The sequence below is a fragment of the Ensifer meliloti genome (genome assembly GCF_030064585.1).
GTDB lineage: Bacteria > Pseudomonadota > Alphaproteobacteria > Rhizobiales > Rhizobiaceae > Sinorhizobium > Sinorhizobium meliloti.
Window position 1 is genome coordinate 334,626 of sequence record NZ_CP120364.1, and the last position, 14,778, is coordinate 349,403.

Consider the following 14,778-nt stretch of genomic DNA (forward strand, 5'->3'; position numbering starts at 1 on the left):
GCTATGTGCCACCACCAAGGCGCGGTGCCAGCAGGGCGATCGAAATCGACCCGAAGCCGAGGACCTTCAGCGCGGCAACGACCATGTGGCCCGTCTCCCATCTAAGGCGTACCGCTTCGAAGTCCGGGGGTATCGGGCCCGGTTTCCAGGTGGCCAGGATCGCGTTTGCCGGCGCGACGAGCGTGAACCACGCCGCCAGCCCTCCAGCGAAAAAAGCAGCGCCGGCGAGGGCGAACCAGAAAGCCGGCCGCTCATTGGCGAGCAGGTAGGAAAGAAAGCACGCCGAACGTATCGTCGTCACGTCGAGCGGCCCGCCGACCTTTGCAAAAAGCACGAATTGGCCGTTGAAGACGGTTGCCTCGCGCCGGAGTTCCGGCGCCCAGACGAACAGCCGGGGCGGCGCCTCCAATACATGGGCAAAGGAGGGGCCGAGGCTGAGAGCGGCGCAGCAGCGATACCAAGCCTGTAAGATAAACGACCATTTCCCCGCCTCTACGCATGTCATCGGCAGCCTGACCTACAACTTTGGCGATGGGCAAGTGTTCCAGGAAAAAGAGAGACTATGCCGCTCTCGCCGATCTCACGGAATGTTGTTGAGAGAGGCCTCACTGCAGCCGCCTATGTGCCGGTATGATCCTCGGAGAACGGAGATCGATCCATGCACGCGAAGATGCCCGGGGGCCTGTTGGCCGGGTTCCTGCTTCTCCTCGTTCCCACCCAAGGCTTCGGCCTCGACCTGCCGCGTTCGGGTCATCCGATATTCGACCGCGTCGTCACGCTCGTCGCCGACAACTTTCACGATCCCTCAGCGCTCGACGGCTTTGGCGCAGCGGTACGGCAGGAACTCGATGGCGGCGACCCGCTGAACGCGAAGAGCACGGAGCCCCGTGTCGATGCTGCGATCGAGAGAATCCTCGCGAGCCTCGACGCGTCGCACACGGCCCGCTTCACGCAGGATTCGATTGCCTATTACGAACTCGCCGACATATTCCGCTACGCTATCCGCCACGACATGAAGCGGCTGTTCCCGCCGGATGGCCGGGCCAGCTATGCCGGGGTCGGCATGGTTACCCGGATGGAAAACGGCCTGCCGTTCGTCAGCGACGTCTATGACGGCTCGCCTGCGGACAAGGCGGGTATCCGGGTGGGCGACGAGGTTCTGTCCGTGGATGGCGCGCCGTATCGCGAAATCGAATCCTTCCGCGACAGGACCGGGCAAAAGGTGGAGATCCGCCTGCGCCGCATTGCTGGCGCACAACCCTTCACGGCCAGTGTCGCGGTCGAGCGGCTGCGGCCTTTGCCCACATTCGAAAAGGCGATCGAGAACAGCGTGTCCGTGAATGAGAGCGATGGGCGGCGCATCGGTTATCTGCGTCTTTGGACGCTCTCCAGTCCCGACGGACTCGATATCGCGGCACGGGAACTGGCGACCGGCCGTCTCAAGGACGCCGATGGCGTCGTCGTCGATCTGCGCGGACGCTGGGGCGGCGGCCCGCCCGACGCGGCGGAGCTCTTCGTCGGCGATACGCCGAACTTCAGGCTGATCTCGCGCAGCGGCAAGGATATGCTCGCCAATGTCCGCTGGCGCCGTCCGGTCGTCGCCATCATAGACGAGGGGTCGAGAAGCGGCCTCGAACTCTTCGCCTATGCGCTCAAGGCCAATGGAATCCCGCTTGTCGGGACGCGCACGGCGGGCGCGCTTCTCGCCGGCCGCGCGTATCTCCTGCCGGACGACAGCATACTGGAGCTTGCGGTTTCCGATGCGGTGATCGACGACGGCGTGCGGCTGGAGGGGCGCGGCGTGGAGCCGGACGTAACCGTTCCGTTCGCCCTGCCCTACGCCGACGGACGCGATCCGCAGCGCGAAGCCGCCATGGAAGAGATGCGGCGCATCCTCGCCAAAGGCTGAGCCGGCGATCCGTTTCTTGAACGCGCGGGGCCGCGCCGAGCCCGCCCTTCCCTCGCCTATTCGCTTTGCCGGAAGTTTCGGATTCGGTCAAAAAGCACCGCCAGCACGATGGCGCCGCCGATGAAGGCGCCCTGCCAGAATGCGTTGATCCCGAGCAGGCCGAGGCTGTTGCGGATCACCTCGATCAGCGCAGCTCCGATCAGAGCGCCGGAGGCCGTGCCGGCGCCGCCGGCAAGATTGGCGCCGCCGATGACGGCAGCGGCGATGACCTGAAGCTCCATTCCTGCGCCGATATTGGTCGTCACGGCCCCGAGCCAGCCGGTCTGGATGATGCCTGCGATGCCGGCCGCCAGCGCGGAGATCATGTATACGGCAACCTTGATCCTTCTCACCGGAACGCCGGTGAGCGTCGCGGCATGCTCGTTGCCGCCGATGGCGAAGACGTAGCGGCCGAACTTCGTCCAGCGCAGAACGAAGCCGGTGAGAAGTGCCAGGACGATCATGTAGAGCACCGGATTGGCGATGCCGAGGAACCAGGCGCCGCCGCCAAGAGCCAGGAGCGTGTCGTGGTCCGGGCCGAACTCGAATACGACCGTGTTGTTGGAAGCGACCATCGCCAGGCTTCGCGCGATCGAGAGCATTCCGAGGGTGATCACGAAAGGCGGAAAGCCGAGATAGGCGATCATGACGCCGTTGAATGCGCCGGCGACCAGCGCCGTGCCGATCGAGGCGGCAATACCCACCTCGATGCCGTAACCGGCATGCATGACCACTGCCAGCACCATGCTGCACAGGCAGAGGACCGAACCCACCGACAGATCGATGCCGCCGGTAATGATGACCAGCGTCATTCCGAGCGCGATGATCGCGACGAAGGTGAAATTGCGCGTGATGTTGTAGAGGTTTTTCGCCGTGGCGAAGGAGTCGGTGGCTACCGACAGGAAGAGGCAGGCGAGGATGACGGCCACCAGGACCCAGAATGCCTGGCTGGCCAACAGGAACGAGAGCCATCCCCGGTCTCTCTGTCCGACTGCCCGATCGAGCGTAATTGCCATTGTCGACCTTCGCTTTCTTTCCGATTGGTTCACACCTGTTCGATGGCGCCGGTGATCAGGCCCGTCACCTCCTCAGGCGAACTCGCGGCAATCGGCTTGTCGGCGACCTTCCTGCCCCGCCGCATGACGATGACCCGGTCGGCGACTGTAAAGACGTCCGGCATACGGTGGCTGATCAGCACGACGGCGATGCCCCGGTCGCGCAACTCGCGGATCAGGTTCAGCACCTCGGCCACCTGCCGCACCGAAATGGCCGCCGTCGGTTCGTCCATGAGCACGATCTTGGCCTCTGAAAGCATCGTCCGCGCGATTGCGACCGCCTGCCGCTGACCGCCCGACATTTGCCTGACGAGGTTGCGCGGCGGCGTCTCCGACTTCAGCTCCCTGAAAATCTCGCCGGCGCGGCGGTACATCGCCTTGTAGTCGAGTATGCGCAGCGGCCCGATGCCACGCCTGATCTCCCGCCCGAGAAAGACATTCGCAGCGGCCGTGAGGTTGTCGCAGAGCGCCAGATCCTGATAGACGATCTCGATGCCGTGCTGCCGCGCCTCCACCGGACGATGCATCACGAGTTCCGCACCGTCGAGCCGGATCGTTCCGTGGCTCGGCCGGAAATTGCCGGCCATCATCTTGACCAGCGTCGACTTGCCGGCGCCGTTGTCGCCCATGAGGCCGACCACCTCGCCGCGCTCGAGCGAGAGCGACACGTCACTGACCGCCTGAATGGCGCCGAAATGCTTGGAAATGTTGACGAGTTCGAGAACTGCCACAGCCGTCTAGCCTCCCGAGGCAGCGGGCCGCCTCCTCGATCGCTTGTCCCGCTTTCGCGCTCTCCCGGCAAGGCGACCGTTCCCATTTACGCAAATGCGCGGGAAAGCGTCAATCAATAGTCCTACAAATTGCTCCGCACATACGCTGAAACTCATATTGTCATACAAATAGTCGTTGACGTGCTGTTCGCGCGGATATTAGCTAGTGGTGGGAGGAGAGCATGCTGATCCTTGTCCCCGGGGCACGGGCAGGGTCAGGCGGCACTTCATCGCGGCGCTGCTTGACGATCCGCGCGCGACCGGCCGCTCTTCAATGCCTCGATGGATCGACGGCTGCGCGACGCCGCCGCCTACCGAAATTCTCATATTTCAAGGCGCGGGCACGCGCGTGTCCGCTTGTTTCAAGGGAGGATGGAATGAGGAAGGCACTATTGCTTGCCGTTGCCGCTCTGGCACTCAGCGCCGGAACGGCCATGGCCCAGAAGAAACAGCTCGTGATCGTGGTGAAGGGGCTGGACAATCCCTTCTTCGAAGCGATCAACCAGGGTTGCCAGAAGTGGAACAAGGAAAATCCGGACTCGGAATACGAGTGCTTCTACACGGGTCCGGCCTCGACCTCGGATGAGGCCGGCGAGGCGCAGATCGTCCAGGACATGCTTGGCAAGGCGGAAACCGCAGCCATCGCCATCTCGCCATCCAATGCGAAGCTCATCGCGCAGACGTTGAAGACCGCCAATCCATCGGTTCCGGTCATGACCGTGGATGCGGATCTCGCCGCCGAAGACTCTGCCCTGCGCAAGACCTATCTCGGAACCGACAACTATTTGATGGGCTACCGCATCGGCGAATACATCAAGAAGGCCAAGCCCGATGGCGGCAAGATCTGCACCATCGAGGGCAATCCCGGCGCCGACAACATTCTGCGCCGCGCCCAGGGTATGCGGGACGCCCTGACCGGCCAGAAGGGCCTGGCGGAACTCAAGGGCGAAGGCAACTGGACGGAAGTGGCAGGCTGCCCGGTCTTCACCAATGACGACGGCGCCAAGGGCGTGCAGGCGATGACCGACATCCTTGCCGCCAATCCCGACCTCGATGCTTTCGGGATCATGGGCGGATGGCCGCTGTTCGGCGCGCCACAGCCCTATCGCGATCTGTTCAAGCCGATGGCCGACAAGATCGCCAAGAACGAGTTCGTCATCGGCGCCGCCGATACGATCGGCGAGGAAGTCGCGATCGCCAGGGAAGGATTGGTCACCGCTCTCGTCGGGCAGCGGCCGTTCGAAATGGGCTATAAGGCCCCGCAGGTCATGCTGGACCTGATCGCCGGCAAACCGGTCGAAGACCCGGTCTTTACCGGCCTCGACGAGTGCACCAAGGAGACCGCGGATACCTGCATCCAGAAATAGCCGGTCGAAGGCCGGCATCCTGCCGCGCGCGGCGCCGCAGGCTGCCGGCCTTCGAACTCCTTGGTTCAGATCTGCCAGTCCGCGTCGAGCGAATAGGCCTTTATGTAGTCGATCTTCATTTCGGACCCGTCGGCGAGCCCGTCACGCGGCGTGCCGGCGATGCCGCCCACCGCCAGGTTCACGAGCATGTACATCGGGTCGTGCATGTCGGAAGGCGTATCGGCGCGCGCGATCGCCGCATCGTCGAAATACCAGACGATCTCCTCTTCCGTCCAAAGCACCCCGTATGAGTGAAAGCCGCTCGCATCGGCGACCTTCACCGCATTTTCGATGCTCGTTCTCGAGCCCGTTTCATTGGAATGCACCGTGGCGATGACCGTATTCGAGTCCTGTCCGCGCATTTCCACGACGTCGAGTTCCGGCGGCCAGGAACCGTCCGCGGGCAGCAGCCAGAAGGCCGGCCAGACGCCCTGGTCGTCCGGCATGTCCGCGCGCATTTCGAAATAGCCGTAGGTCTGGGCAAAGGACGAGTAGGTCGTCAGCATTCCGGACGTGTAATCATAGCCGTTGGTCTCGGCCCGGATCGCCTCCGACGCCGGCGCGGCCGTGATCGTCAGCACGCCGTTGTTGACGGAGAAGGGGTTGACGGAAGCGGTCGGCTCGTAGCTCGGATTGATATACCATTGCTGCTCGCCGTTGCTGGAAAGCGTCGCTCCCTTTTCCGGCGCCCACCAGAATTTGGCATCCCAGACCCCGCTTGTACCGTTTCGGAGCTGAAGCGTATTGAACTCGTCCGAGAAAGTCTGAGACAGGACGGAACGGTCGAGGCTTAGCCTGAACTGGTGCGCCTGCAATTCGTCGGCGGTGGTGTTCGCGAATACCAGACTCTCGCCGTCGGCGAGATGGAGCCGGAGATCGGCGCCTTCCTGAGCCACATTGGACAGAATCTGCTCGAACGACGTGAAGCTGTAGCCATCGAGGCGTACGATGTCGTCATAATTGAAATCGGTGATCAGGTCGCTTCCATTGCCTCGCGCAAACACGAAGGTGTCGGCACCGCCCGCGCCGATCAGGACATCGTTGCCGCCGCGGCCGTCGATCGTCTGCGTTCCCGACCCGCCCTTTATGATGTTGTCCGTATCGTTGCCGAATGCGAACCGGCCGCTTCCGGTAACCGTGAGGTTCTCGAAGTTCGCCGGCAGTGTGTAGCTCATCCACGTGCTTATCGTGTCCACGCCCTCGCCGTGTGCCTCGTACGCCCGGTTGATCGACGAATAGAGATAGTAGATGTCGTCGCCCCTACCGCCGATCATGGTGACGTTCACGGAGCTGTCGCCCCACATGGAATCGTTGCCGGCAGTGCCATGGAGTGTGGGGCCAGAGCCGGTGGCGGAGAACCACGCAGTTGAACTGCCGCTGTAGTAAAGCGGCGTTCCCACGGCGTTCAATACGGTTTTGCTCATCGAAATGTCTCCAGTTTGATGGTCGGTTTCCTCCGCTCACCCCGGCCGCTGATCGCGTCCTCAGGCCTAATCTAGACGGGGCTCAAGTTTTAATAACCCCCAAGAGTTTGGGGGACGGGCGGGGAACAAAGCAGCGGTTACTGCGTTTTTTGAAGTTGGCGGCGGCTGCGGAGGGAACATGCACGGCGCAGAAATTCTACCCAAAACAACGATTGAAGATGTCACGACTTCAGACACGCCCGATTACCGCGCCGTGCTTGACGCCCTTGCGGTGCCCGTTTATGCGACCGACGCCAAGGGCATCGTCACCTACTGCAACGCCGCGGCTGCAGCCCTTGCTGGGCGCGAGCCGGAGCTCGGCAAGGATCGCTGGTGCGTCAGTTGGCAACTGAGGCGGCCGGATGGCTCACCCCTCCCGCACGACGAGTGCCCAATGGCGCGCACATTGAAAGAAGGACAGCCGGTCAGGGGTGAAGAAGTGGTGGCGGTCCGGCCGGACGGCTCCGCGGTCCCGCTTCTGCCGCATCCGACGCCGATCTTCGACGACTCGGGCGCATTGACCGGAGCCGTCAATGTCCTAATGGATCTCAGTGGCGCGAAGGATATGGAGCGCAGTTCCCGCTATCTCGCCGCGATCGTCGAATCTTCCGACGATGCCATCGTCGCAAAGAACCTGGACGGGATCATCACCAGCTGGAACCGCGGCGCGCAGCGGCTTTTTGGCTATGCGGCCGAAGAAGTTATCGGCGAGTCGATCACCATTCTCATACCGCCAGAACGCCTGAGCGAGGAGCCCGGCATCCTCGAACGCATTCGTAGAGGCGAAATGGTCGACCACTTCGAGACCAAGCGCCGGCGCAAGGACGGGACTCTGGTGGACATTTCGCTTACCGTTTCCCCCGTCAGGGATGCCACCGGCCGCATCATCGGCGCTTCCAAGATCGCCCGCGACATCACCGAGACGAAAAGCGCAGCAGAGGCACTGGCTGCCCGCTTTCGTGAGCAGGCCGCGTTATATCGGCTGACCGAAAGGGTACAGCGTACCAAACGGATAGAAGAGGTCTACGAGGCGACACTGGACGCCATTCAGGGCGCGTTGAACTGCGACCGCGCCTCAATTTTGCTCTTCGATGAGGCAGGGACCATGCGGTTCGTCGCCGCGCGCGGCCTTTCGGAGCATTATCAGCGCGCTGTCGACGGACACTCCCCTTGGATTACGGGAGCGAACGAACCCGAGCCGATCTTCGTCGAGAATGTCGACGACGCGGAATTCTCGCGAGAGCTGAAGGAGAGCATAGTCGGCGAAGGCATCGCCGCGCTCGGCTTCTTCCCGCTCGTCACGGAAGGCAGGCTGATCGGGAAATTCATGACCTACTACGACCGGCCACACCGGTTTGCGGATTCCGAGATCGGCATGGCGCTCACCATCGCGCGACAACTCGGATTCAGCATCCAGCGCATGAGAGCCGAATATGCGCGGCGCCAGGCCGAGGAGCAGCTGCGCCGCAACGAGGCGAGCGAAAGGGCGCGCGCGGCCGAGTTGGCGGCGATCATGGAGGCCGTGCCGGCGTTGATCTGGATTGCACGCACGCCCGATTGCCGCGTCATCAGCGGCAATAACAGCTCCTACGAGATTCTGCGGCTGCCGCACGACAGCAACCTGTCGATGTCGGCGCCTCCCGGCGAGCACCCCACCAACTTCCGCGTTTTCTCGGAAGGGCGCGCATTGTCGCCGGAGGAGCTGCCCGTACAAAGGGCGGCTCGCGGCGAAGAGGTTCAGAATTTCGAGGAGGAGGTGCGCTTCGACGACGGAAGCTCCCGACATATTTTCGGCAACGCGACTCCGCTGCGCGACGTCACAGGCGAAGTAGTCGGAGCTGTCGCTGCCGCTGTCGACATCACCGGGCGCAAGCAGGCGGAGGAGGCGCTCCAGGAAAGCGAACGGCGCCTGCAGCTTGCACTGGATGCCGGACATATGGGCGCCTGGGAGTGGAACCTCGAAACGGGTGAGGTGATCTGGTCGCCGGGGCTGGAGGCGCTTCACCGTATTGAGCCCGGATCGTTCGGAGGAACGCTGGCCGACTTCAAGCGCGACATACACCCGGACGATCTTCCCTTGATCGAGCGCGAGATGGCCAAGGCGATCGAGACAGACGGAGACTACCACGTCGTCTACCGCGCTCAGCTCCCCGACGGGACCATCCGGTGGATGGAGGCTTTCGGACAGCTTTCGCCACGCAACAGCCCCAAAAGGCGTTTGACCGGCGTCTGCATGGACATCACGGAGCGCAGGGAGGCCGAAGCGCAGCGCAATCTCCTCGTCGCCGAGCTCAGCCACCGCGTGAAGAACACGCTGGCGATCGTCGGGTCGATCGCACGACAGACATTCTCGACCAATCCCGACGCCAAAACGGCACACCGTTCCTTCGATGCACGCATAAGGGCGCTTGCGCAGACCCATACGCGCCTGGCGGAGGCGAGCTGGTCGGGCGTCTCCCTGAAAACCGTGCTGTTCGACGAATTGTCGCCGTATCACGACGACAGCAGGACGAATGTGACCCTTGCGGGCCCGCCGGCGATGCTGCCGCCCAAGCATGCGCTGACACTCGGCATGGCGGCGCACGAGCTTGCAACCAATGCTGCGAAACATGGGGCACTCTCCGTCAAGAGTGGAAAAGTCGATATCGAGTGGATGATCGACGTGGGAAGTGAGCGGCTGCGGATCTGCTGGAGCGAGACGGGCGGACCGGCCGTTGTTGCGCCCAAGCATAATGGCTTCGGCCGTCTGCTGCTCGAGCGGGTCCTCGCCTCGGATCTTGGCGGTGAAGTGCATCTCGAGTTCGCGCCGCAAGGGCTGGTATGCACGATCGATGTTCCCTATCCGGGCGGAGCCCCCGGATGAACCACGGAGACCGATGCCGGGTGCTCGTCGTGGAGGACGAGTTTCTTGTCGCACTGCAGATTGAAGCTGATCTCGTGGCTGCCGGCTACTCGGTAATCGGCCCATTCACGAGCCTCGCTCAGTCGATCTCCGCCGCCCGCGCGCATCCGTTCGATATCGCTACTCTCGATCTCAATCTGCGGGGCGAGTTCGCCTATCCGCTTGTCGACGAACTCATGGAGCGCGAGGTGCCGGTGCTTTTGTTAACCGGTTATACGGCGCTTGACTTGCCTGAACGATTTCGTGCCCTGCCTCGCCTGGCAAAACCCTTCGACGGCACGCAGCTCATCCAGAAGAGGCTTCCACCCGTTTAATGGCAGCCCGGCCGGCGTGTGAGCCGGCCGGTGCTAGATTACAAATAGGTCACGGTGCTGAGCGGTTGCGGCGGAGGGTGACGAACCGCACACCCTTTTTTTCTACTGCCGCCGATCTCACATTTCTGTGGGCAGGAAATGGGAGAGCGGCACCTGTAGTGCGCCGGCGACGCGCTTGAGCTTCGCTGGACTGAAGTCCGTGCCATTCTCGATATCGTTGATTTCGACGACGGCGAGGCCGCAGGTGACCGCGAGATCCTCGATGCTGTAGCCGACCGCTTCACGCGCGGCCTTGACGCGAGCGGCGATGTCGCCGTTGGGCATCGGAGCGGCTTCCTTGTCGCCAATGTTGGAGGGTGAAATAGACATAAATGTCTCCTTCTCTTGGCATGAAAATTCTTACGAATTTTGCTGTTGAGTACGGGTCGACACGCGTCACTGCATGCCCCCTGAACCGCGATTCAAGGGAAAAAACATGCAGCAGATGAAAGTGCTGCAGCGACCTTTGTGCGCGTGAGACGCGCGGTGCTGCAGGACGGCGGTAACGTTTTATGTCATCGTTGTAACATGGACAAGCCGAAATCGCTCTTGTGCACCGAAAGCGCCAGCCGGCCACTGGAATGTCGGTTTCGGCACCGTGGGGTTGCGATGTCTCGATTCGGCGATCAGGCCGAGAATCGTGCCCGGCTACTGCGAGCGAGGCGCGGATGAGGGCGGCGATAACGGCTGGGCTCGGCAGATCACAAAAGTTTACTGGAAAGCCCGCCGGGTCGGTCAGGCGCTTCCTATGCGACATATGGAAAAGAAATCTCGAATACATTCAAAGGGTCGCAGGTCGCGGCTGCATGCTCGCCGATGCCGTTCCGCAAGGCCGGTGGGGTCTGACTTCCTCGGAACGGACCAAAATCCGGTTTTCAGGCGGCGCCGTTATCCATACATTGAACGGTATGGGGATTTCTAATTTAGCTGCATTACAGATTTTTAACGGCTTATTTGCTTCGTACCGACTGCTGCTCGGCACTGAATTTCCACTTGGCGGATCGCCGCCGCCGAGCATGAAACCGGGCGCTGCCATACGGCACTCGCCCTGGCCGGCAGATTGTTCAAGCCACAGAGGCGACCGCAAACACAACGTCCCGGATCTGTCCGTTCGCGCTTCGCGTGGGCCCAATGGCCGCGCGTACCGACCGTCGGATTAGTTTGGGATGCGGTGTGCGCCGAGGGGAAGGAATTGGAGATGAAGAACCAAATCGGTAATGAGACTCAGGCCCGAACGCCCGCCGCCCCATCGGAAGGCAGCAGTATCTGGCAGCAGTTCGAGATGATGCGGCACGCTTTCGTCGCCTCGCCGGTTTTGAAGCCTATCCTATGGCTGGCGGCCGGCAGCTTCACCATAATCATCGTCACCGCCATCGGGCAGATCGTTCTCAACCGCTGGTACCGGCCTTTCTTCGACGCGATCGAACGGCGCGATCTCAACAGTTTCTTCTACCAGCTCATGCTGTTCGTCCTCCTCGCCGGCGTCCTTCTGGTGTTCAATGTCGCTCAGCAGTGGCTCAACCAGATGGTGCGCTTGAAGCTGCGCGAAGGATTGACATTGGACTTGATCGGCGAATGGATGCGGCCGCGACGTGCCTTCCGGCTGGCCAATGCCGGCACGATCGGCGTGAACCCGGATCAGCGCATGCAGGAGGATGCCGGCCACCTTGCCGATCTCACGACCAGCCTCGGATTCGGGCTTTTGCAATCGTCGATACTGCTCATTTCGTTCGTTGGCGTCCTCTGGTCCCTTTCAGCGGGCTTTGCCTTCCAGATCGGCGAACGCTCGCTGGAAATTCCCGGCTACATGGTGTGGGCTGCAATCCTCTACGCCGGCTCCGCGTCGTGGCTGAGTTGGCTCGTCGGCCGCCGGCTGATCGTTCTGAACGGCGAGCGCTACGCCCGCGAAGCCGATCTTCGCTTCTCGATGATGCACGCCAACGAGCATATCGACGGCATCTCGCTTGCGGGCGGCGAGGCTGGGGAGCGACGGCGCCTGCAACTCGACCTTTCCTCCGTGCTCGACGCCACGCGCAACATATTCCGAGCCGAGATCAATCTTGCCTGGGTTCAGGACGGCTACGGCTGGGTCACGGTCGTCGCACCCATTCTCGTTGCAGCGCCAGTTTATTTCGCGGGAAACATCAGCTTCGGCGGCCTTATGATGGCGGTGGGGGCGTTCAACCAGGTGCACTCGTCGTTGAAATGGTTCGTCGCCAATGTCAGCGCGATCACGGATTGGCGTGCAACGCTGCTGCGCGTTGCCGCCTTTCGCCGCGCGCTGATCACGGCAGACACGCTGCACGGCGATGAAAAGCGTATCGAATTCGTCGAGAACGAGAGTGCCACCATGACGTTCGAGAACCTGGAGGTGGTCTCCCGCTCGGGGCGAACCAGGCTGGCGGAGTCTCGTATCGAGATCGCCCCCGGCCAGCGGGTCAACATCATCGGCGATCCGCGTGCCGGGAAGACGCTGGTCTTCCGGGCGCTCGCCGGGCTCTGGCCCTGGGGAAGCGGCCGTGTGGGAATGCCGGCCGGCGAAGCCGTGGCCTTCATTCCTCGCGCGCCTTATTTCCCCCGCGGCCGACTGCGCGACGCCCTTGCCTATCCGCACGCCGACAGTTTCCCCGACAAGGTGCTCGTGACTGCGCTTTCGAAGGTCGGGCTCGACCATCTCGCGACGTCGCTCGATCGTGAGGCCCGTTGGGAACGCGAACTCGGCGACGACGAGCAGCGCCTCCTGGCCTTTGCCCGGCTCCTCGTGCAGAAACCCCGTTGGGTGGTAATCGACGAAGCGCTGGAGACCATGGACGCCGATGCCCTGAAACGGGCCCTTTCGATCTTCGAGGCCGACCTGCGGGAGACCGCGGTGATCAAGATCGGCCGAACGCCGCGAAACGGAGTGCAGTTCTCCCGCGTGATCCATCTCGTCAAGGACGCCGACGCTCCGGCCCTGAAGCCGGTTCGCCTCGGCGGAGGTGTTTCGGGCCTGGAGGTGGCCGCACGCGGTGCGCCTTGAGTCCGGATCGAAGTGCTGCCGCCTGATAAGACGCGCGACTGCTGCTTCAAACGCCGCGCCTGTTGCCCCAAATGAGGACATGCAGTTGCGGCAGGATCCGCGCCTCGAACCACCTGTCGGCAACAACCCTATCGACCAACCAACGCATCCGCTCCATCACGCCGTCGATATCGATCGGCGCGTCCGCCTCCTCCGCGGGCGGCGGAGTATGGTTGCCGGGCTGCAGATAGACGGGAAGATGCGGATGGCGCGCGGCAGCTGTCATTGCATAGACATAGTCCGCTTCATCGAAGACCACGAATTTCAATACCGTCTGCGGCTTGTTTCCAGCACTGCGGAGACAGTCGTCCAAGGCTTCCCAGTTAGTCTCCATCCCGCTCGAGGGCGGCTTAGGACTGAGCACCAGCACGTCGAGAGCGGCGAACCAGTCGCGAGCGACCGAACCTTGCGTTTCCAGGGCGAATCGATAGCCTTTTTCGTGCCCGCGGCCGATCAGATCGCCGAACGGCTGTATTGCCGGGTTGCCGCCCGATAGCGAAACCATCACGGCTTCACCGCCCGAAAGCCGAACGATTTCCTGCCAAACCTCCTCGGTCGACATCGTTTGCCATTCATGCCGGTAGCTACTGTCGACGGCATGGAGGCTGTCGCACCAGGAACAGCGGTAATCGCAGCCGCCGCTCCTGACGAATACCGTCGGCAGGCCGATCAGCACCCCCTCCCCCTGGATCGTCGGTCCGAATATCTCGCTGACGCGGATTTCGTTCGATCGGGTGTGGATCATGGCCGATATTCCGCCCAGGTCTTCGCCGTCTCGCTGACGCGAACGGCTGTCGTCTCGGGCAGCCGAGCCTGGCACCATTCGTAGAAATGCTGCGCCAGGCATTCCGCCGTCACCCGATCGTGTCCGAGCACGTCGTTCAGATGGCGGTGGTCGAAGCACTCGTCGATATATTGCTTCAGTGGCGCGAGCTCGTGGTAGTCGCGCACGAATCCATGCTCGTTCAGCGTTTCGCCGGAAAGCTCGACCTCGACGATGTAGTTGTGCCCATGCAGCCGCGCGCATTGATGCTCGGCCGGCAGGCTCTTCAGCTGGTGCGAGGCGGAGAAATGGAATTCCTTGGTGATGCGAAACATCATTTCACCTCTTCGGCAACGAAGGAGCCGGTCGCCGTGACCCAGAAGTCCGGATCGTCATACTCCGTCGGATCAGGGACGCCCGCGAGGTGAAAGGCTTCACGCCGTTCGACGCAGGTGCCGCAGCGCCCGCAATGGCGGGCACCGCCCTTATAGCAGGACCAGGTCTCGGCAAAGGGCGTATCGTGCCTTGCTCCGTCCGCGACGATGTCCGCCTTCGAGACGTTCACAAAGGGCGCATAAAGCGCGACATCCGCATAGCTATCGAGCGCGTGGTTCTGCATCGCCTGGAAAGCATCGATGAAGCCCGGCCGGCAATCGGGATAGATGAAGTGGTCGCCCCCATGCACGGCGGTCGCGACGGCATCCGCCTTGCGGGCTGCAGCGACCCCGAAGGAGATGGCAAGCATGATGGCGTTGCGGTTCGGCACCACCGTCGCCTTCATCGTCTCTTCGGCATAGTGTCCGTCCGGGACGTCCACGTCGTCGGTGAGCGCCGATCCGGTGAGGTGGCGGCCGATCTCGCGGATGTCGATGATCTGGTGCGGGACGCCCAGGTGCCTGGCGCAGGCGGCGGCGAAATCCAGTTCCTTGCGGTGCCGTTGGCCGTAATCGAACGACAGGAGGCCGAAAAGCTCCTGTTCAGCCGCGACCTTGTGCGCAAGCGAAACGGAATCCAATCCGCCGGAGCAGATTACAATTGTCTTCATGACAGGTGTCCTTGT

Annotated in this window: 11 protein-coding genes and 2 pseudogenes; 5 read left to right on the forward strand and 8 right to left on the reverse strand. The window is 62.5% G+C overall.

The features are described from left to right. Position 1: 1 nt before the first annotated feature. Positions 2-482: pseudogene (locus PZL22_RS01445) on the reverse strand (DUF1772 domain-containing protein). 176 nt (positions 483-658) lie between these two features. Between PZL22_RS01445 and PZL22_RS01450 the strand changes: the two are divergent. After that, positions 659-1,909, forward strand: coding sequence for a S41 family peptidase (locus PZL22_RS01450; RefSeq protein ID WP_004434517.1), 1,251 nt, complete (start codon positions 659-661; stop codon positions 1,907-1,909). A 56-nt stretch (positions 1,910-1,965) separates the two neighbouring features. On the opposite strand, the gene PZL22_RS01455 is transcribed toward PZL22_RS01450, so the two are convergent. Then, positions 1,966-2,964 carry an ABC transporter permease gene (locus PZL22_RS01455; protein WP_004434515.1) on the reverse strand — a complete coding sequence of 333 codons (999 nt, stop codon included), beginning with the start codon at positions 2,962-2,964 and terminating at the stop codon, positions 1,966-1,968. Between the two features lie 29 nt (positions 2,965-2,993). Then, a complete protein-coding gene (locus PZL22_RS01460) occupies positions 2,994-3,734 on the reverse strand; it encodes an ATP-binding cassette domain-containing protein (RefSeq protein ID WP_004434512.1) in 741 nt (246 codons plus the stop codon). 416 nt (positions 3,735-4,150) lie between these two features. Here PZL22_RS01460 and PZL22_RS01465 point away from each other — a divergent pair, with 416 nt between their 5' ends. Next, on the forward strand, positions 4,151-5,140 hold the full coding sequence (locus PZL22_RS01465) for a sugar-binding protein (RefSeq protein ID WP_004434499.1): 990 nt from the start codon (positions 4,151-4,153) through the stop codon (positions 5,138-5,140). 65 nt (positions 5,141-5,205) lie between these two features. On the opposite strand, the gene exsH is transcribed toward PZL22_RS01465, so the two are convergent. Beyond that, positions 5,206-6,603 (reverse strand): endo-1,3-1,4-beta-glycanase ExsH, encoded by a 1,398-nt coding sequence (gene exsH / locus PZL22_RS01470; protein ID WP_284718415.1) that lies wholly within the window; start codon positions 6,601-6,603, stop codon positions 5,206-5,208. 178 nt (positions 6,604-6,781) lie between these two features. Here exsH and PZL22_RS01475 point away from each other — a divergent pair, with 178 nt between their 5' ends. Further along, on the forward strand, positions 6,782-9,505 hold the full coding sequence (locus tag PZL22_RS01475) for a PAS domain S-box protein (protein ID WP_127597510.1): 2,724 nt from the start codon (positions 6,782-6,784) through the stop codon (positions 9,503-9,505). Beyond that, positions 9,502-9,880 (forward strand): annotated as a pseudogene (locus PZL22_RS01480) (response regulator). Before PZL22_RS01475 ends, PZL22_RS01480 begins: the two are co-directional and overlap by 4 nt. Positions 9,881-9,975: 95 nt before the next feature. Here PZL22_RS01480 and PZL22_RS01485 read toward each other — a convergent pair. Continuing rightward, positions 9,976-10,227: a helix-turn-helix domain-containing protein gene (locus PZL22_RS01485; protein ID WP_003528529.1), complete on the reverse strand. Its 252-nt coding sequence runs from the start codon at positions 10,225-10,227 to the stop codon at positions 9,976-9,978. 868 nt (positions 10,228-11,095) lie between these two features. On the opposite strand from PZL22_RS01485, the gene PZL22_RS01490 reads away from it, so the two are divergent. Beyond that, complete coding sequence (locus tag PZL22_RS01490; RefSeq protein WP_127597508.1) at positions 11,096-12,916, forward strand: ABC transporter ATP-binding protein/permease; 1,821 nt, start codon at positions 11,096-11,098, stop codon at positions 12,914-12,916. Between the two features lie 46 nt (positions 12,917-12,962). Here PZL22_RS01490 and queE read toward each other — a convergent pair whose 3' ends face one another. The 3 genes from queE to queC are packed head-to-tail and all read right to left on the reverse strand — an operon-like array spanning position 12,963 to position 14,763. Continuing rightward, entirely contained in the window at positions 12,963-13,700 is a 738-nt protein-coding gene (queE, locus tag PZL22_RS01495; RefSeq protein ID WP_003528527.1) for a 7-carboxy-7-deazaguanine synthase QueE, read from the reverse strand. Next, positions 13,697-14,053 (reverse strand): 6-carboxytetrahydropterin synthase QueD, encoded by a 357-nt coding sequence (queD, locus tag PZL22_RS01500; protein WP_003528526.1) that lies wholly within the window; start codon positions 14,051-14,053, stop codon positions 13,697-13,699. The genes queE and queD overlap by 4 nt, the downstream gene beginning before the upstream one ends. Continuing rightward, entirely contained in the window at positions 14,053-14,763 is a 711-nt protein-coding gene (queC, locus tag PZL22_RS01505; protein ID WP_003528524.1) for a 7-cyano-7-deazaguanine synthase QueC, read from the reverse strand. Before queC ends, queD begins: the two co-directional genes overlap by 1 nt. Positions 14,764-14,778 lie beyond the last annotated feature (15 nt).